The sequence below is a fragment of the Trichococcus flocculiformis genome, from assembly GCF_963662535.1.
GTDB lineage: Bacteria > Bacillota > Bacilli > Lactobacillales > Aerococcaceae > Trichococcus > Trichococcus flocculiformis.
Genome location: NZ_OY759718.1, coordinates 959,454 through 977,470 on the forward strand (window position 1 = coordinate 959,454; position 18,017 = coordinate 977,470).

17 protein-coding genes are annotated in these 18,017 nt (G+C 41.3%); 16 read left to right on the plus strand and 1 reads right to left on the minus strand.

Features of this window, described 5'->3' with window-relative positions:
• Positions 1-99 precede the first annotated feature (99 nt).
• Positions 100-510, plus strand: coding sequence for a DUF6568 family protein (locus ACKPCD_RS04830; protein ID WP_321434151.1), 411 nt, complete (start codon positions 100-102; stop codon positions 508-510).
• A gap of 133 nt (positions 511-643) precedes the next feature.
• Here the strand turns inward: ACKPCD_RS04830 and ACKPCD_RS04835 are convergent, their stop codons facing one another.
• Positions 644-1,042, minus strand: coding sequence for a VOC family protein (locus tag ACKPCD_RS04835; RefSeq protein ID WP_321434152.1), 399 nt, complete (start codon positions 1,040-1,042; stop codon positions 644-646).
• Between the two features lie 218 nt (positions 1,043-1,260).
• On the opposite strand from ACKPCD_RS04835, the gene rlmD reads away from it, so the two are divergent.
• The 15 genes from rlmD (at position 1,261) to ACKPCD_RS04910 (ending at position 18,013) form a co-directional block, all read left to right on the plus strand.
• Positions 1,261-2,646, plus strand: coding sequence for a 23S rRNA (uracil(1939)-C(5))-methyltransferase RlmD (rlmD, locus tag ACKPCD_RS04840; protein ID WP_321434153.1), 1,386 nt, complete (start codon positions 1,261-1,263; stop codon positions 2,644-2,646).
• 171 nt (positions 2,647-2,817) lie between these two features.
• Complete coding sequence (locus ACKPCD_RS04845) at positions 2,818-3,180, plus strand: DNA recombinase (RefSeq protein WP_321434154.1); 363 nt, start codon at positions 2,818-2,820, stop codon at positions 3,178-3,180.
• A 222-nt stretch (positions 3,181-3,402) separates the two neighbouring features.
• Positions 3,403-3,750: a GIY-YIG nuclease family protein gene (locus tag ACKPCD_RS04850; RefSeq protein ID WP_095142680.1), complete on the plus strand. Its 348-nt coding sequence runs from the start codon at positions 3,403-3,405 to the stop codon at positions 3,748-3,750.
• On the plus strand, positions 3,747-4,211 hold the full coding sequence (locus ACKPCD_RS04855; protein ID WP_321434155.1) for a DUF6530 family protein: 465 nt from the start codon (positions 3,747-3,749) through the stop codon (positions 4,209-4,211). Before ACKPCD_RS04850 ends, ACKPCD_RS04855 begins: the two co-directional genes overlap by 4 nt.
• Before the next feature lie 2 nt (positions 4,212-4,213).
• A complete protein-coding gene (locus ACKPCD_RS04860; RefSeq protein ID WP_321434156.1) occupies positions 4,214-6,253 on the plus strand; it encodes an AAA family ATPase in 2,040 nt (679 codons plus the stop codon).
• A gap of 33 nt (positions 6,254-6,286) precedes the next feature.
• Positions 6,287-6,877: a helix-turn-helix domain-containing protein gene (locus ACKPCD_RS04865; RefSeq protein ID WP_321434157.1), complete on the plus strand. Its 591-nt coding sequence runs from the start codon at positions 6,287-6,289 to the stop codon at positions 6,875-6,877.
• Between the two features lie 434 nt (positions 6,878-7,311).
• Positions 7,312-8,529, plus strand: coding sequence for a macrolide efflux MFS transporter Mef(A) (gene mef(A), locus ACKPCD_RS04870; protein ID WP_321434158.1), 1,218 nt, complete (start codon positions 7,312-7,314; stop codon positions 8,527-8,529).
• 19 nt (positions 8,530-8,548) lie between these two features.
• Positions 8,549-9,388 carry a nucleotidyltransferase domain-containing protein gene (locus tag ACKPCD_RS04875; protein WP_321434159.1) on the plus strand — a complete coding sequence of 280 codons (840 nt, stop codon included), beginning with the start codon at positions 8,549-8,551 and terminating at the stop codon, positions 9,386-9,388.
• Positions 9,385-10,026 carry a Vat family streptogramin A O-acetyltransferase gene (locus ACKPCD_RS04880; RefSeq protein ID WP_242408580.1) on the plus strand — a complete coding sequence of 214 codons (642 nt, stop codon included), beginning with the start codon at positions 9,385-9,387 and terminating at the stop codon, positions 10,024-10,026. Before ACKPCD_RS04875 ends, ACKPCD_RS04880 begins: the two co-directional genes overlap by 4 nt.
• 77 nt (positions 10,027-10,103) lie before the next feature.
• A complete protein-coding gene (locus ACKPCD_RS04885) occupies positions 10,104-10,976 on the plus strand; it encodes an AraC family transcriptional regulator (RefSeq protein WP_321434160.1) in 873 nt (290 codons plus the stop codon).
• A gap of 691 nt (positions 10,977-11,667) precedes the next feature.
• Positions 11,668-12,099 (plus strand): SDR family NAD(P)-dependent oxidoreductase, encoded by a 432-nt coding sequence (locus tag ACKPCD_RS04890; RefSeq protein ID WP_321434540.1) that lies wholly within the window; start codon positions 11,668-11,670, stop codon positions 12,097-12,099.
• Positions 12,100-12,242: 143 nt separating this feature from the next.
• On the plus strand, positions 12,243-13,031 hold the full coding sequence (gene yghU, locus ACKPCD_RS04895; protein ID WP_321434161.1) for a glutathione-dependent disulfide-bond oxidoreductase: 789 nt from the start codon (positions 12,243-12,245) through the stop codon (positions 13,029-13,031).
• 251 nt (positions 13,032-13,282) lie between these two features.
• Positions 13,283-14,611: an MATE family efflux transporter gene (locus ACKPCD_RS04900; protein ID WP_321434162.1), complete on the plus strand. Its 1,329-nt coding sequence runs from the start codon at positions 13,283-13,285 to the stop codon at positions 14,609-14,611.
• A gap of 256 nt (positions 14,612-14,867) precedes the next feature.
• Entirely contained in the window at positions 14,868-17,138 is a 2,271-nt protein-coding gene (gene pflB, locus ACKPCD_RS04905; protein WP_321434163.1) for a formate C-acetyltransferase, read from the plus strand.
• A 416-nt stretch (positions 17,139-17,554) separates the two neighbouring features.
• Complete coding sequence (locus ACKPCD_RS04910; RefSeq protein ID WP_321434164.1) at positions 17,555-18,013, plus strand: nuclear transport factor 2 family protein; 459 nt, start codon at positions 17,555-17,557, stop codon at positions 18,011-18,013.
• Positions 18,014-18,017: the final 4 nt, after the last annotated feature.

An 18,017-nucleotide genomic window follows, 5' to 3' on the forward strand; every position in this document is an offset into this window, starting at 1 on the left:
CTGAAAAATGCCCGGCCTCTCGGTCTTCTGATGAGAGGTCCCGGGCATTTTTTGTTATACTGGAAAAAAGACACATTTATGCCAAAGGGGACCTGTCGTATGCCGAAAAAACAGAAGAAATTTTTGTCTATCTTATTTTTGAGTGGACTGTTAATATTGCTTGTAGCCTGCGGGAACAAGGAAAATTCCCGGATCGTGGCCATATCAAATGAAACGGAATACGAAGAAGTGGTCGCGCAGGACGTGGCCTACCTCTACTTCGGATTCGATGACTGCCCCTACTGCAAGAAATTCCGTCCACTCCTTGAGGAGGAATTGGCGGAAACAGGGCAGACCGCCTATTATTACAATACGAAAAAACGCTCCAATGACGTCAACTATGACGAGGTGCTGGATACGTACGGCATCGCGTTCGTACCCATCCTGATCAAGCTGGAGGACGGAAAGGCGGTCGGTTCTGTCAATCTGGATACCGTAGCCGACTTACCGACGTTATTGGCGGAAGAATAGCAGACGAGGATGTCCGGCTGAGCTTGTCCGATAACCTTAAAGAATCGGACAACCGGCAAGCAGGAATACCCAAGAATGTCTGATAATCCTATAAAATGGGCTGCTCCCAATAAACTGGAGCAGCCCATTCGCATTATTTCCAGACTAACTGCCAGGTGACGCCGAACTGATCGGTCACCCAAGCTACCGCGCGCAATTCACCGACTGCTTCAGGTCCCATCATCACCACGCCATCCTTGGATAAGGAATCAAAGTAGTTATCGAAGCTGGATTCATCTTCGCAGTCCACGTAAAGGGAAACGGCCCAAGTCATATCCGGCAAAAAATCCTCCTCCATGTCCATCGCCATGAAATCCTGTCCGTTCAGCACAAACTGCTCATTGACCACACGGCCGCCTTCCCCGTGCTCGTCCTCATCGATTTTGGTGAGGGAGGTCACGCTGGAATTCGGGAAAATGGAAACATAAAAGTGCATCGCTTCTTCTGCAGTCCCCGGTAACGTCAAAAAGGGAACGATCCGTTGTCCGCTCATTTTGTCATCCTCGCTTTCTTCCTGTACCCAACAGAAACTCGTTTATACATCTCCATTATACTGAATGCGAGCGAAACTTCCTATCGATAAGACGCGCCGCATCAGGCGATATTATGAGAAAGTACTTATTTTTTCCAAACAAATGGGCTTGCTGTATCGAGTCGCCTTCTTTTTTGGTATAATGAACCGAATGAAAAATTACGAACTGAGGAGTACACATGAAAAAACAATATACGGTAGCACCGGTAATAAAAAATGAGAAGATGACTGTAACATTTGAGGACTTAACGTCAGAAGGTATGGGTGTCGCAAAAGTTGAGGGTTATCCATTATTTGTAGCGGATGGACTACCGGGCGAACGGGCCAACATCAAAGTTACCAAAGTCGGCAAATCATTTGGATTCGCCCGCATTGAGGAAAGACTGACCAGTTCTCCTGACCGCATTCCGACACGCGACGTTAAAGGCACACGCGTTGGTACGATGCCGTTGCAGAATCTGCGTTACTCTGCCCAATTGGCTTTCAAAAAGAACAACGTCGAGCAAGTGATGAAACGCATTGCCAAAATGCCGGAAGTCGAAGTCAAACCGACAATCGGCATGGAAAATCCATGGGGATACCGCAATAAAGCACAGATTCCGGTACGTCAAAAAGACGGCAAATTGGTTACCGGGTTCTTCCGCACCAACACACATGAATTGATCCCGATGGAAAACTTCCAGATCCAGGATCCAAAAATCGATGAAGCCATCGTAAAGGTCCGTGACATTCTGCAGGAATTCAACGTGAAAGCTTACGACGAGAAGAAACATACCGGAAATATCCGTCACATCATGATCCGCCGCGGTTATTACACAGGCGAAATGATGGTTGTCCTGGTTACGCGTACGGCGAAACTGTTTCCGCAAAGTAAAATCATTCCAGCTATTTTGGAAGCTTTACCGGAAGTGGTCAGCATCGTCCAAAACGTGAACCCGAAACAAAACAATGTCATCCTGGGTGACGAAACCATCGTCCTGCACGGCGAAGACGTTTATCACGACAAATTGATGGGCCATACATTCGCGATCTCTTCCCGCTCATTCTATCAAGTGAACCCGATCCAAACGGAAAAACTTTATAAATTGGCGATCGAAGCTGCACAATTGACAGGCGAAGAAACCGTCATCGATGCTTATTGCGGAATCGGAACCATCTCCTTGTCATTGGCTGAAAAAGCGAAACACGTCTATGCGATGGAAGTCGTTCCCGATGCCGTGAAAATGGCCGAAATGAATGCCGCAGCAAACAACATCGACAACATTACTTTCGAAGTCGGCGCTGCCGAAGAAGTAATGCCGAAATGGGCTGCTGAAGGCGTCAAAGCGGATGTCTTGGTTGTCGATCCGCCACGCAAAGGCTTGGAACCAGCCTTCATCGAAGCAGCCTTGGAAATCGCTCCAGAGCGCATCGTCTACGTCAGCTGCAACCCAGCTACTATGGCACGCGACCTACAATTATTCCACGAAGGCGGCTACAGCGTAGGCAGCATCCAACCAGTGGATCTGTTCCCGCAAACACTGCACGTTGAGTGTGTTGCCTTGATGTCTAGGGTGGAGAAATAGGACTATTCAAAACACTGATAAATAAAGGGTTTCCTGACAATGAATTTTTCTCATGACATCTTTGTCGATGACGTTAATGTCGGGAAACCCTTATTTTTATTCTTCGAGGAAACATATCAACTACCCTGAAAGTGATAGGGTTGAGTTGACAGGTTAGATTTTTTATTGAGGTTGAGGAGACAGTATATATTTAATGAAGAAAATGATAATGCCACCGATGATATTGATAGTAAATTAGAAGAATTGCAACAACAGCTTATAATACAAGTAAAGTCCAAGAATGACTATGATGAAGTGGCTGATGAAATTTATCGACTTCGAGAATTAAAGCAAAATGCACTAGTTGAAAATGCAGAGCGAGAAGGAAAAAGGCAACGAATCGCTGAGATGACTGCTTACTTGAATGAACAAACCTGTGAGTTAGTGGAGTATGATGAGCAATTAGTAAGGTGGCTTATTGAAAGGGTTACGGTGCATGATGACAGAATTGAGGTGGAATTTAAGTCAAGTATTGCAATAGATATAGAAAATTAGATATAAGACTTGCCGCTGATTAAGGGAAACAGCTCTTGATTGGCGGCTTTTCGTTTTTATAATGCTTATGTCATACAGGAAATTGTAAAACCTTAATGGACAAGTAACGCAATCTACTATTTTTACAAAGTACTGTTTACTGGATAATAATGCATTCATATGGTCTACGGAGCGTGGATTATATTTTGAGATACATTGTTTTATACTAGAGTCGAGGTGAAAATGATGGATACAAAAAGAAAAAAAGAGCTTTTAGAAGCCTATAAAAACAGACATCCTGAAATGGGAGTAATATCTTACCGTTGTAAAGAAACTGGCGAGGTATTTTTGGGTATCTCCAAAGATACAAAATCAGACTTTAACAGCACTAATATGAAATTGGCAGCCAACTGGCATCCTAATAAACGATTACAGGAACTATGGAACAAATATGGCTCGGAAGGCTTTGAACTATCAGTTATTAAAGTGTTAAAGTATGATGACCCACATGAAGATCATACAGCAAAATTAGAAAGTTTGAGAGAACAGTGTCTCGCTGCTGATCCAAATGCAAGGAGGATATGGCGATGAATGAAAAAGTTGTTATGGTGTCAAATGATTATGACCGTATAGATGGCAGAAATGCTTATCAATCTGACATCAAACGTTTAACGCTAGGTGCGCCTATGCTGGAAGAAAATAAAAAAATGCAGATTGCCGCACAGATTTGGAAAAATGATAAAGATGGTGAATTGATTTTGGCCCAGGAGCTGCCCATCCATCAAATATTTGATTTGATGATTTTTTTGTCCAGGACATTGCTTTACTTCAAGGAGGCTTATCGACTCCCCCTTTTATATGACCCGGAAAAACCCACAGTGGAACGAGTTGGAGTACAAGGTGGGGTATTACCAGTAGAAGTGTGTGTAGACAATCAAAATATCAATGAGGACATCAAAGCATTTGCCCAAAGTTTAAATGATTTAGGAGAAATAATTGGAGAACGTCAACGAGTGCTTAGCCGCATACTAGAAGAGTTGGAGTGTTACTAACAATGAAAAAGACTTGTATTTTGTCACCGGACAGGCAGCTGACTGAAGAGGAACAGTCGCTTGTCTGGAAAAAGCCGCCTTCACATATTGAAAGTGAAGCAGAAAAACGAATATATGAAGAGATCGTACGAAATTGGAATCGTGGTGAAATGAAAATTAGCACCATTTTGCTGGAAGGGGATGCTGGTTCGGGAAAAACCCAGATTGCCAAAGCTTTATCTGCTGATTTTAACCTGCCTTATACGAAAGTAACCTGTTTTGCAGATATGGATAAATCCGATGTCCTGGGTTCGATTCTTCCGGTGCTGTCAGAAGAAGATGGTCATTCTGATAAGGTTGAATATAGCTATTATCCTTCTGAAATTGTTCGTGCATATGAAAATGGATGGCTCTTGGAGATTCAGGAACCGACAGTGATTCGGGATGCTGCTGTTTTAATGGCGCTAAATTCCGCATTAGAACCAGATGGCAGTCTAAACTTGCCAACTCGTATCGCGCATCGTCACCCTGATTTTATTGCGGTTATCACAACAAACCGCGGTTACAATGGCTTCCGGCCCTTAAATGAAGCTTTGCGAGATCGAGTGCAGCATGCGGAAAAACTAGATTTACCGCCTAAAGAAGTGATGATGGAGCGGGTTAAAGCTAAGACCGGTTATGAATCTGAACCTGTACTATCTCTTTTAGCTGAAACGATTATGGTGCTGGATGAGACAGCCCGCGCCAATGCCATTAAAGGTGTGGCCGGTATGCGTTCTTATATCTTTTGGGTGGATGCCGTTCAAAGTGGTGCCTCAATCCAAAAAAGTTTATATTATAAGGTGTTATACAAAATCACGACCGATCCGCAGGAGCTTGTTATTTTAGAGCAGGCACTGGCTAGTCATGGCTTGACAGAAAAGCTTGAGGAAATGGATCACATATGTCAATCGCAAAAAGACGGAGAAAATCCTGAAGTAATGGAATTTAATATTTCCGAAAACGGAGAATTCTCTGCCAAGACAGATCAAGCTGATAAAAATGCAGTGCGTCTGAGAAAATCAGAAGACAGTGAGGGGCATTCTGATACGAGCAGTAATGAAAATACTGATATTTCAAGCAATGATAATGGGGAAAATGGCACTCCATTCTATCATGAGCTCGATAAATCAGATATAACCGAATTACAAAAAAAAGAATTTCGTAAACAGTTGAACAGGGAAGCACGGCAAAGTGTTCAAGGAAGTGTCCATGAAGATATTAAGCTGATTGTCCATCGTCCGGAAGTTACCCACCAGAACAGGGAAGAGTATAACCGTATGATGACAACTTTGATGCCAGTTATTCGGGAATTAATCAGAAAAACAAATCCGCTGTTGGAGCATGAATTATCTGCTGAATTCGCGAAATCGAGGTTGTATGGCACAAAATTTTGCGCGGATCAGGTTGCCTCTATGGATTTTCGCACATTTGCCCGCAAGCGTCCGCCTGAGGAAGAACCCTCTATTGCGGTTGCTCTCAGGATTGATGAATCGGCTTCGATGTCAGCCTTTGGCCGATTAGAAGCTGCAAAGCAAGCTGCTGTTGCCTTGTATGAATTTTGCACAAGATGCGGTATTCCAATCATGGTCTACGGGGATACAGCAGACCGCTCCAAGCTGGAGCAAATGTCCATCCATGCCTATGTAGACTTTGAAAGCAAAGATGCAGATGAAAAATATGCTCTTATGAACATTCAGGCTCGCAGCAACAATCGGGATGGCATGGCATTGCGCATTATTTCCGATAGATTGCTTAATGCGCCCCAAAGAACCAAATTAATAATCAGCATCAGTGACGGGCAGCCTAAAGCTATGCCTGATTATTCAGGTGAAAAGGCAGCGTGTGATATGAAAGATACTTTGCAGGAATTTAGGCGAGAAGGCATACAATTCCTTGCTGCAGCCATTGGGCAAGATAAGGAGGCTATCCGAGAACTTTATGGAGCTGAAAATACATTGGATATAACCGATTTGAGGCAGCTTCCAGCAAGGTTGTTACAAATAATCGCAAGGTTCATGTAGTATGATATACTAAAGAGAAATGGAGGTGGTGGCATGGACTGTGTGAAAATAGGAAAATTAATTGCCAAGCTACGAAAGGAAAAAAACCTTACCCAGAGAAATGTTGCAGACGCACTGGGTATTCAAAATAAAACGGTTTCAAAATGGGAATGTGGTTTAGGCTGTCCTGATCTGTCGTTGTGGCCGGAACTATCCGCTATTCTGGGTGTTGATATGAAACAGATGATGGAGGGTGAAATTACATCAAATAAGCCAGATAGCGGCAATATTGATAAAGTACGTTTTTATGTCTGTCCTTCCTGTGACAATATTTTGGTGAGCACAGGAAGTGCCTCTATCTTCTGCTGCGGAAGAAAATTAGAACGTGTCTTGCCTACTGTTGCAACTATTGCACCAAAAATCACGGTAGAGGAAATAGATACTGATTACTTTGTCACTTTTGACCATCCAATGACCAAAGATCATTATCTTTCTTTTGTGGCCTATGTTAAAAGTGACAGAGTATTTCTAAATCGCTTGTACCCAGAACAAAGTCCAACTTGTAGGTTTCCTATAACTACCGGTGGCAAACTATTTGTTTATTGTATTAAGCATGGCTTATCGGTATATTCAGGTAATCTATAATTAAATCAATATTATCTTCCTGGGATGTATATGTTTGTTGTACTGTCCGTGGCTTTTTTTCAATTTTAAACGTTGTTTAATACAACTTATTGTGTTAAAATATATGCTGATACAATTAAGAGTTTAGGAGGAACCGAAACTATGACAGCCTCAATGCGTTTAAGATAAGCTGGCAATAAAAAAAGCAGAATCTATCCCCGATGATAGGCTTTTTTGTTGTGCTTATTTATACGATATTGAGCATTCATTAGTTACGGTGAGATATAGACCATTTAACTATAGTTTTATTTAACTATGTCTTTAATATGAATGTTTCCAAATTGTATGTATGCAGACCAAAAGCCACATTGTGGATTTAGGCCTGCATTTTTTATTGCCTAGAATGCTATTCAAAATAGAAATTCAAGCAAAATAATATGCAGGAGATAATATAAATGGAAAAATACAACAATTGGAAACTTAAGTTTTATACAATATGGGCAGGGCAAGCAGTATCATTAATCACTAGTGCCATCCTGCAAATGGCGATTATTTTTTACCTTACAGAGAAAACAGGATCTGCGATGGTCTTGTCTATGGCTTCACTAGTAGGTTTTTTACCCTATGCGGTCTTTGGACCTGCGATTGGTGTGCTAGTGGATCGTCATGATAGGAAGAAGATAATGATTGGTGCTGATTTAATTATCGCAGCAGCTGGGGCAGTGCTTGCTATTGTTGCATTGTATATGGAGCTACCTGTCTGGATAGTTATGATAGTATTGTTTATCCGTAGCATTGGAACAGCTTTTCATACCCCAGCACTCAATGCGGTTACGCCACTTTTAGTACCAGAAGAACAGCTGACGAAATGCGCAGGCTATAGTCAGTCTTTGCAGTCTATAAGCTATATTGTTAGTCCAGCAGTTGCAGCACTCCTATACTCCGTTTGGGATTTAAATGCTATTATTGCCATCGATGTGTTGGGTGCTGTGATTGCATCTATTACGGTAGCAATTGTACGTATTCCTAAGCTGGGTGATCAAGTGCAAAGTTTGGAACCAAATTTCATAAGAGAAATGAAAGAAGGAATTGTCGTTCTGAGACAAAACAAAGGATTGTTTGCCTTATTACTCTTAGGAACACTATATACTTTTGTTTATATGCCAATTAATGCACTATATCCTTTAATCAGCATGGAATATTTTAATGGAACACCGATGCATATTTCTATTACCGAAATTGCTTTTGCCTCTGGCATGCTGGCAGGCGGCTTGATATTAGGAAGATTGGGAAGTTACGAAAAGCGTGTACCTTTAATAACAGGTTCATTTTTTATGATGGGAGCTAGTTTAGCCATTGCAGGATTACTTCCTCCAAGTGGATTTATCATATTTGTAGTCTGCTGTGCAATAATGGGGCTTTCAGTTCCATTTTACAGCGGTGTACAAACAGCACTATTTCAGCAAAAAATCAAGCCTGAATATTTAGGGCGTGTATTTTCCTTCACCGGTAGTATCATGTCACTTGCAATGCCACTAGGGTTAATCCTTTCCGGGTTCTTTGCTGATAGAATTGGTATAAACCATTGGTTTTTAATATCAGGTATTTTAATCATCGGTATTGCTATAGTTTGCCCGATGATGACTGAGATTAGAAAATTAGATGCAAAATAAAATAAAGGAGTGTGTTCGTATGATAGATAATATTATTCAATCAGTGACAGAAAAATTATCCTCTTTGCCTTATATAGAAGGCATCGTATTAGGGGGTTCCCGTGCAAGAGGTACCCATACAGAGGATTCTGATATAGATATCGGAATCTATTACAAATCAGAATCATTTGACCTGACAGCGATTAACCAAATTGCTACAGAGTTGGATGATGAGAATAGAAACAACCTTGTTGTACCTCCCGGAGCGTGGGGTGATTGGATTAATGGCGGTGGATGGTTAGTTATAAACGGGTATCATGTTGACTTGATTTTACGTGATATAAAACGGGTGGAACAAATAATCAAAGATACGGAGCAAGGAATTGTTACTGCCAATTATCAGACCGGGCATCCTCATGGTTATATAAGTGCTATGTATCGTGGAGAATTGGCAATCAGCAAGATACAATATGCTAATGATGAAAACTTTTATGAGTTTAAAAAGCAAGCAGAACGTTATCCAACCGCTTTGCAGAAGGGATTAACTGAATTTTATATGTTTGAGGCAGGTTTCTCTTTAATGTTTGCTGAGAACAATATTGATAAAGACGATGTATCCTATGTTTGCGGTCATTGCTTTCGAAGCATATCTTCCCTTAATCAAGTCTTGTTTGCAATAAATAAAGAATACTGTATAAATGAAAAAAAGGCTGTTAAGATGATTGAAGATTTTAAGATCAAGCCAAGCGATTACAAGGAAAGGGTCGATAAGGTTATTTCCTTAATATCAACTGATGTAGATTGTACAAGAAAAGGAATAGAGATTCTTCAAAGACTAGTAAATGAGGTTGAATACCTGAAAGGAGTCCATATTCAATGACGGGACCAGATAAGAAAAAGCTTTATCCGAATGAAAATATAAAGACGGTTTGCTATATAAGTAATCTACCTAAAAGACCAAATGTTGAGATTGGTGAATATACCTATTATAGCGATAATAAAAAGTCTCCAGAGAAATTTTACGAAAATATAGAGCATCATTACGAATTTTTGGGGGATAAACTGATAATAGGTAAGTTCTGTGCAATTGCAGAGGGTGTTAAGTTTATTATGAATGGTGCAAATCATAGAATGGATGGAATTACAACCTATCCCTTTAATATCTTTGGCTGTGGATGGGAAAAGGTTACTCCTACAATAGAACAACTTCCTTTTAAGGGGGATACTGTGATTGGTAACGATGTCTGGATAGGTCAAAATGTAACCATTATGCCAGGTGTTAAAATTGGAGATGGTGCGATTATTGCCGCTAACTCAACAGTAGTAAAAAGTGTTGAACCATATACAATATATGGTGGGAATCCAGCTAAATTTATCAAAAATCGATTTAGTGATGAAAAGGTTGAATTCTTGCTAAAGCTTCAATGGTGGAACTGGAGCGAAGAGGAAATATTTAATAATCTTGAAATGTTAACATCCGAAGCAGGGTTAGAGCAATTAATGACGAAAACACGATAGTCGATTATATTGTGCACAGATTGTCGGATGGGTAAGCACATCCTTTGATAATATCGATGATGAAAGGAGGTTGTTTGATGGATTCGTTAAGTAGTATGAATAAAGCATTGGCTTATATTGAAGAGCACCTAACGGAGGATATTGATTATAGTGAAGTGTCAAAAATTGCTTACTGCTCAGAGTATCATTTCAAGCGGATGTTTTCTTTTTTAGCAGGTATTAGCTTATCAGAATATATTCGGAGAAGAAGACTAACGCTGGCTGCACTTGATTTGAAAGATAGGAATTTGAGAATAATTGATGTAGCCGTCAAATATGGCTATAATTCAGCTGACTCATTTTCCCGTGCTTTTCATTCTATGCATGGCATTCTCCCTTCTGAAGCAAGGAGTGAGAATACACAATTAAAAGCGTATCCTCGAATGACCTTTCAATTATCAATTAAAGGAGGATGCGAAATGAATTATCGTATTGTTGAGAAAGGACCTTTTAAGTTAGTAGGATTTAAGAAGAGAGTTCCAATTATTTTTGAAGGTGTCAATCCAGAGATTGCAAAAATGACTGGACTTTTAACCCCTGAGGTTATTAAAGAATTAAAAGCACTTTCAAATGTAGAACCAACAGGGATTATTAGTGCATCTACTAACTTCTCGGAAGGAAGAATGGAAGAAAAGGGTGAGCTGGATCATTACATCGGTGTAGCGACTTCAAGTGATGAAACAGCAGAATTTGATGTATTGAAAATAGAAGCCAGTACCTGGGCAGTTTTCGAATCCATTGGACCATTCCCAGAAACACTTCAAAATGTATGGGGCAGAATATACTCAGAGTGGTTTCCATCTTCAGGATATGAGACAGTTGAAGGCCCTGAAATTTTGTGGAACGAGAGTCCAGACACTGGAAATCCAAAGTATCGAAGTGAAATCTGGATTCCAGTGAAGAAGAAATAACGTTAAGTATATCAATGATTATAATTAAGGACACTCCTAGTTAGAGTGCCCTTTTGATAAAGGTACGAGCGAGGGTGGATATGTTCCCGTCTACCGATAGTGCCAAAAACACCGTGGATATGTTTCCGAGAACGGACATACTCAAATGACATTCATTCTATCCTCTCGAGCCATGTTGAATCAGTTGTTGCGTTGACACGCAATAAATAAAAGTATGAGCCTTTTGAGAATGGCGTATTTACGTTATTCTCAGGGGGTTGTTTTTTTGCGTGAGGTTAAAGTGATGATGGATTTTTGATGTATTTTAAAATGAGAAACTAGCGCGCATGTTGCTGTAACGTTAAATCTAAACAAGAGGTGAATAAGTGGAAATAAATTTGAATGAGTTTGAGACACTCTTAACTCAATTAACAACATTTGATAAAATCTATGAACCGGTAAGGATTGTAGATCCTATAAAAAAGGAAGTCTTATTTGTTAAATATAAAAATCAATAAGAACTCATTTCGGTTCTGGAGTCCTGTTTTGGTATTTGGGGGAAGGGCGCGGCATGCAAGAATTGTATTTCTATGAGAGCCTATAATGAAAATGATACCGTTATCAAAATAGAAACTTCTTCTGATGAAATCATTATGGTTACAGCAATACCTGTAACCACAGAAGATAGAATGGTTGTAGTTGAACTTTTAAGATTGCGGCAACGGGAATGCTGAAACAAGGACATGGTGCGATCTGCAGTATGGAGGGTCTAGGTTCAAACAACATGGTCCAATCAAAAACAATATTGTACGGTACGACTAAGCACGCCTTGACGTACTTCATGAGAGGACTCGCCAAGGAACTGGCGGGTACCAATGTAATAGCCGGGCGGTTATCCCCTGGCATGGTGCTGACTGATTTTATCAAAAAAACGCCTGACGGTCACCCGTCTGAGGTCTTCTCAGATGAAAAGTTCAGAAAGACATTCAATATATTGGCATTTAAACCAGAAACGGTCGCAAAATATTTTGTACCGAGAATATTGAACAACCTCAAAAACGACGCCCAGATTGCTTGGCTGACAAACCGAAAAGCGGCCTGGCGTTTTATGACGGCAGGATTCCGCAAAGACAGGCTGATATAGGGAACTGTCTAAACTTGAGCGCTTACTTTCCTAAGAAAGCGTGGATCGAAACAATCGAAATAGATAGATAAGCAAAAATTTGGGCATATTGACCTGTGCGTAGTATGATGAAGTAACGAATAAATATGATGAGGAGTGCTATTATGACGGCATATGAATTACCAAAAGTATGGCAGTGGAAAGAAGAGAACTCAAATAAAGTGGGCAACCGTCCAACAGCCGGCAGTCGATTCGAACAAAAATTACCAGTCGGAGAGGCTCCGTTTCAACTCTATTCATTAGGAACACCGAATGGCATAAAAGTAACAATCATGTTCGAAGAACTGAAAGAATTAGGTGTAGCGAGTGCAGACTATGACTTGTACACTATCAACATCGGGCAAGGTGACCAGTTCGGTTCGGATTTCGTCGAGATTAATCCGAACTCCAAAATTCCGGCCTTGGTTGACCAAAGTCTAAGTCCGCGTTTGGAAATTTTTGAATCGGGATCCATTCTTCTTTACTTGGCAGAGAAATTTGGCCAACTGATCCCGACAGATATCCATGGCCGGACCGAAACCCTTAATTGGTTATTCTGGCAAATAGGGGCGGGACCTTATGTTGGTGGAGGATTTGGCCACTTTTTTGCATATGCTCCGGAGCCTATGCAATACCCGATTGATCGCTTCACGATGGAGACAAAACGCCAGCTGGATCTGCTCGATAAAACCTTAGCGGAGCGACCTTACATAGCAGGGGATGCCTATACCATCGCAGATATTGCCATCTGGTCTTGGTACGGTCGTTTAGCTTTGGGAAAACTGTATAAAGGATCCTATGAATTTTTGAATCTGGATGAATATCCGCATCTTTTGGAATGGTCTAAGCGTATTGCAGAGCGGCCAGGTGTCCAAAGAGGTTTGGCAGCGGAGTATCAACCGCTTGGAGAGTAGTTTAGGTAAGTGATCGACGGATGATAAGGAAGGTTCGTTTATTATTTCTGAAATACTCCGGTATCCATTCACCCCGTGTGAATACGGCGTTGACAATCTTTCTCGAAAAAAATATAATCAAATGATAGCAATCTAATAGATAACCCTCTTTTTGCCACCGGGCAGAGAGTTCAAGGTGTTCAGAAACATTCCGTAGGTCTTTGAAGGAGTGTTTCCGGGACACCTTTTTTATTTTGGAAGGAGACAGCAGCATGGAAAAATCACTAGTGAAGGACTTTTCGAAGTATGTCAGTCTGAATATTTTGGGCATGATCGGCGTGTCGTTCTATATTTTGGCCGACACGTATTATATCGCAAAAGCTTTGGGGGCTACCGGGATCGCGGCGTTGAATTTTGCCATCCCGGTTTTCAGCATCATCCTCGGAATCGGTCTGATGATCGGCATCGGCGGAGCAGCCCGTTTCGGTATCCTGAAATCCCGGAACAAACACAAAGAAGCAGAGGCGGTCTTTGCAGGGGCGCTTAAGCTTGGTACTCTGGCAGGCTTGTTGTTCGCTGTGCTCGGATTATTCGGTTCGAAGGCATTATCATCGATTTTGGGTGCCGATGCAGTGACATTGCCTTTGACACATGCCTATATGGCCACGATTATGGTGTTTGCGCCATTTTTCATCCTGAATAATACGGTCCTGGCTTTCGTCCGGAACGACAACAATCCCAGACTGGCTATGCTGGCGATGATTGGCGGCAGTGTTTCGAATGTCATCCTGGATTACATATTCCTTTTCCCTCTAAAAATGGGGATGTTTGGTGCCGCTTTTGCGACAAGCTTGGCCCCGATCATCAGTCTAGGCATCCTCTCGATCCATTTCGCAAAAAAGAAATCCCGGCCCGCTATTTTGAAGCACAAGTTGACGCGTCCGGCAATCAAGGACATCCTTAATCTGGGATCGTCCACTTTCATCATGGAAGTATCCTCGGCAGTTGTGCTGACGACCTTCAACTTGTTGATTTTGGGGCTCGAGGGAAACAAAGGGGTTGCCGCCTACGGGATTGTCGCAAATATTGCCTTTGTGGCAGTCGCGATCTTTACCGGGCTGGGGCAGGGTGTGCAACCGCTCATCAGTAAATATTATGGTCTGAAGGATCGCAAGACGGTCCGGCGCGTGAACCGCTATGCACTGTTGACGGCGGGTTTCATCGCTGCCTTGATTTACCTGGGGACCTTCTTCAACTCGGCAGCGTTGATCGGCCTGTTTAACAATGAAAATGATCCGGTGATACTAAAGTTGGCTGACAGCGGAATGAAAATCTATTTTCTTGGATTTTTCTTTGTCGGAATCAATATCGTGACGGCGATGATACTCAGCGCAACCGAAAAGGGACGGGCCGCTTTTGTCCTTTCGGTTCTGAGGGGACTTGCGGTTATCGTACCGATGGCAATCCTATTGAGCAGCCATTGGGGAATGACAGGGATCTGGTCATCATTTGTGCTTTCCGAGCTGATCGTTGCCGGATTTGCACTTTATTTGACGACTGCCACCGAAAAGGGAAGCATTGCGTATGGAAACCCTGACTGAATCTGTAAGACATTAAATGTGTAATTTTTATCGTATAGAGTGAGGATACAAACGAAAAAAATGTGAAGACCGTTAGAATTTGTCAGTTATATAACAATTGATACAGTTTAGCGTCTGATTATATAACAGAGATACCCCTATTTAAAAGCTTTTTTAACTTTTTTAAAAAAAATTAGGATAACTGTTATAAAATCATTCGTGATGGTGTATAATGTGAATATAAAAACAAACTACTGAGATGCGGAGGAATTAGTTTATGAATAATGCGTGGCGTGGTTTTAAAGGTTCTCAATGGCAAAACGGTATTGACGTCCAAGAATTCATCAAAGATAACTATACAGAATATGTTGGCGATGACAGTTTCCTGGAAGGACCTACAGAAGCGACAAATGAGTTATGGCAAGAGATCATAGAACTTAAAAAACAAGAAATCGCTAATGGCGGGGTTTTGGATGCAGACACTTCTGTTGTCAGTACAATAACTTCTCATCCGGCTGGATATATCAACAAAGATTTAGAAAAAATCGTTGGGCTACAGACAGAAAAACCATTGAAACGCGGCTTGAACGTTTATGGTGGTATCCGTATGGCAGAAACAGCATTAAAATCTTACGGTTATGAGCTTGATCCGGAATTGGATGAGTTCTATACAGAACATCGCAAAACGCATAACCAAGGCGTCTTTGATGCTTACGATGACGACATTCGCATGGCTAGACGCAACAAGATCGTTACAGGATTACCTGACGCTTACGGTCGCGGACGAATCATTCCTGATTTCAGACGTATTGCATTGTACGGTGTGGATTACTTGAAGAAACAAAAACTGAATGATTGGAACGCTTTGCAAGCAAAAACATATACTGAAGAAGACATTCGTTTGCGCGAAGAAGTTTCAACGCAATATCGTGCATTAGGCAAACTGATTGAACTAGGCAAAATTTATGGTTTTGATATCAGCAGACCGGCAGAAAATGCACAAGAAGCAGTGCAATGGGTTTACTTAGGATTCTTGGCTATGGTCAAAGAAGACAACGGTGCTGCACAAGGTTTAGGCCGTATTGCAGAATTCCTGGATATCTATATCGAGCGTGATCTCCAAGAAGGCACGTTGACTGAAAAAGAAGCGCAAGAATTGATCGACCACTTGGTAATGAAAGTCCGTATCGTTCGTCAACTCAGAACACCAGAATACGAAGCTTTGTTTGCGGGAGACCCAACCTGGGCAACATTGACATTTGCAGGTATGCTTGATGACAACAATTCATTGGTGACAAAAAATACCTTCCGATTCTTGCAGACACTCTATAACATGGGGAACGCACCAGAACCTAACATGACTTTGATGTGGAATGAAAAACTTCCTAAAGGATTCAAGGATTTCTGTGCAAAAGTAAGTATCGATACAAGTGCGATCCAATATGAGAATGACGATGTTATGCGTCACTATTATGGAAGTAATGACGTTTCAATCGCTTGTTGCGTAAGCCCGACAGCAGGGGATACAGGCAGTTCTATCCAGTACTTCGGTGCCAGAGCGTCCCTTCCTAAGATCTTAACGTATGCCGTTACAGGTGGTTACGATGAGAAAAATAGAAGTAAAGTTATCGATGGCCTAGAACCGATTACAGATGAATACTTGGACTATGACACACTGATGGAAAAAATCGATGCTGTTATGGATTGGGTAGCGACAACTTATGTTAGAGCATTGAATATCATCCACTACATGCACGATAAATATGCATACGAAGCTGTTCAATTTGGTTTGCTGGATACAAAACTCCACAGAATGATGGCTACAGGTATTGCGGGTATCGGATTGGCAACTGACTCAATGAGTGCTGTTAAATATTCCAAAGTCCGTGTCGTTCGTGACGAAGAAGGCTTCCCGATCGACTATGTCGTTGAAGGAGAACAATTCCCGACATTCGGTAACAACGAAAAAGAAGCGGATGAAATTGCTGACATGCTGATCAAGAAATTTGTCGGCAAGTTGAAAGCTCAACCTACTTACCGTAATGCTGAAATCACAACTTCTATTTTGACGATTACTTCAAATATCGTTTACGGAAAAGCAACAGGTGCGCTATTCAGTGGACAAGATGCGAAGTACAAAGGCTACAGAGAAGCATTCACGCCATTGTCTCCAGGAGCTAACCCTAGCTACAGCAGCCCTTACAAAGGTGCGCTGGCAGCATTGAAATCAGTAAGTACGATTGATTTTGAAGACGTTAAAGATGGATCTTCCTATACATGGGCAGTTCATCCTAAAGCATTAGGAAGAGAACGTGATATTCAAATAGAAAACTTAACGATGCTGTTGGACGGATACTTTGGAAAAGATGGCGGACATCACTTAAACGTAAACGTATTTTCTAAAGAAGGCCTGGAAGAAATGTTGAGAAATCCAGAGAATTATCCACAAGCTACCATTCGTGTATCCGGTTATGCGTTGGAATTAGCAAAAGCAACGAAAGAACAAATTTCCGACTTGCTGGAACGCGTTATCCACGGTTCATTCTAAATAAAATAATAAACAGAGACTGTCTTTGCGATAAGGTCATTAACTGAAGCAACCTGACATCTGTAAAAAAAGCGAGAATGCATTCATTGCATTCTTGTTTTTTTTTTGACTGCGAGCAGGGCCAAATTATTTAATGTTCCTCAGTTATTCGACAATATCGATCCGGCAAGATGTCGAATTGTCGAATGTTTCTCGACATTCGACAATCTCGGCTCAAACTGGTGCCAAAGTGTCGGAGCTACCTCACGTATTCGACAATTTTGAGCGCCACGCTGAGCAGCTCTTCTGAATTCTGATCGCCATTTCCGCTGTGGACCGTCAAATGTTGGTGAACTTCGTCACTAGGGATGTTGGCGACAATATGCTAAAATAACAGTAAATAGAGAATTCAAAATATGCAGAAAGAGATGATGTATATGGAAGAATTTAAGACGGAAAGAACGTTCAGGCTCACGCTGGAACTTGTAAAAGAACTCTGGTCAAAAACCTATAATACCGATGGAAAACCCGATTGGTCACACATCTTACCTTACTATGACGATACTATTTACTTTAAAGATACAATACAGGAGATTAGAGGTATTGCGGCATTCAAGGAAATGACGGATAGACTGACAGAACGCTCAAAAGATTTGAATATGAAATTGGTTAAAGTTGTGCAACAGGGGAATGATATATTCATCGAATGGGAGATGACAATCAGCTATAAGAAGTATCCCAGCTCCATCTTATACGGTTTTTCAAGATTAACCCTAAATGAGCAGGGCAAAATTATTGAGCAACGGGATTATTATGATCTGTGGGGAGATATATTTGATAACATTCCGTCATTCGGTAAAAGATACAGAAAATTCATGAAGAAAAAATTTGGGTGACAAA

Excerpts from the sequence above, each read along its gene's own strand:
- ACKPCD_RS04885 (WP_321434160.1), top strand. The coding sequence starts at position 10,104 with ATGGATTCGTTAAGTAGTATGAATAAAGCATTGGCTTATATTGAAGAG.
- ACKPCD_RS04910 (WP_321434164.1), top strand. The coding sequence starts at position 17,555 with ATGGAAGAATTTAAGACGGAAAGAACGTTCAGGCTCACGCTGGAACTT.
- rlmD (WP_321434153.1), top strand. The coding sequence starts at position 1,261 with ATGAAAAAACAATATACGGTAGCACCGGTAATAAAAAATGAGAAGATG.
- pflB (WP_321434163.1), top strand. The coding sequence starts at position 14,868 with ATGAATAATGCGTGGCGTGGTTTTAAAGGTTCTCAATGGCAAAACGGT.
- ACKPCD_RS04835 (WP_321434152.1), bottom strand. The coding sequence starts at position 1,042 with ATGAGCGGACAACGGATCGTTCCCTTTTTGACGTTACCGGGGACTGCA.
- ACKPCD_RS04855 (WP_321434155.1), top strand. The coding sequence starts at position 3,747 with ATGAATGAAAAAGTTGTTATGGTGTCAAATGATTATGACCGTATAGAT.
- ACKPCD_RS04900 (WP_321434162.1), top strand. The coding sequence starts at position 13,283 with ATGGAAAAATCACTAGTGAAGGACTTTTCGAAGTATGTCAGTCTGAAT.
- ACKPCD_RS04830 (WP_321434151.1), top strand. The coding sequence starts at position 100 with ATGCCGAAAAAACAGAAGAAATTTTTGTCTATCTTATTTTTGAGTGGA.
- ACKPCD_RS04850 (WP_095142680.1), top strand. The coding sequence starts at position 3,403 with ATGATGGATACAAAAAGAAAAAAAGAGCTTTTAGAAGCCTATAAAAAC.
- ACKPCD_RS04865 (WP_321434157.1), top strand. The coding sequence starts at position 6,287 with ATGGACTGTGTGAAAATAGGAAAATTAATTGCCAAGCTACGAAAGGAA.
- ACKPCD_RS04875 (WP_321434159.1), top strand. The coding sequence starts at position 8,549 with ATGATAGATAATATTATTCAATCAGTGACAGAAAAATTATCCTCTTTG.
- ACKPCD_RS04860 (WP_321434156.1), top strand. The coding sequence starts at position 4,214 with ATGAAAAAGACTTGTATTTTGTCACCGGACAGGCAGCTGACTGAAGAG.
- yghU (WP_321434161.1), top strand. The coding sequence starts at position 12,243 with ATGACGGCATATGAATTACCAAAAGTATGGCAGTGGAAAGAAGAGAAC.
- ACKPCD_RS04880 (WP_242408580.1), top strand. The coding sequence starts at position 9,385 with ATGACGGGACCAGATAAGAAAAAGCTTTATCCGAATGAAAATATAAAG.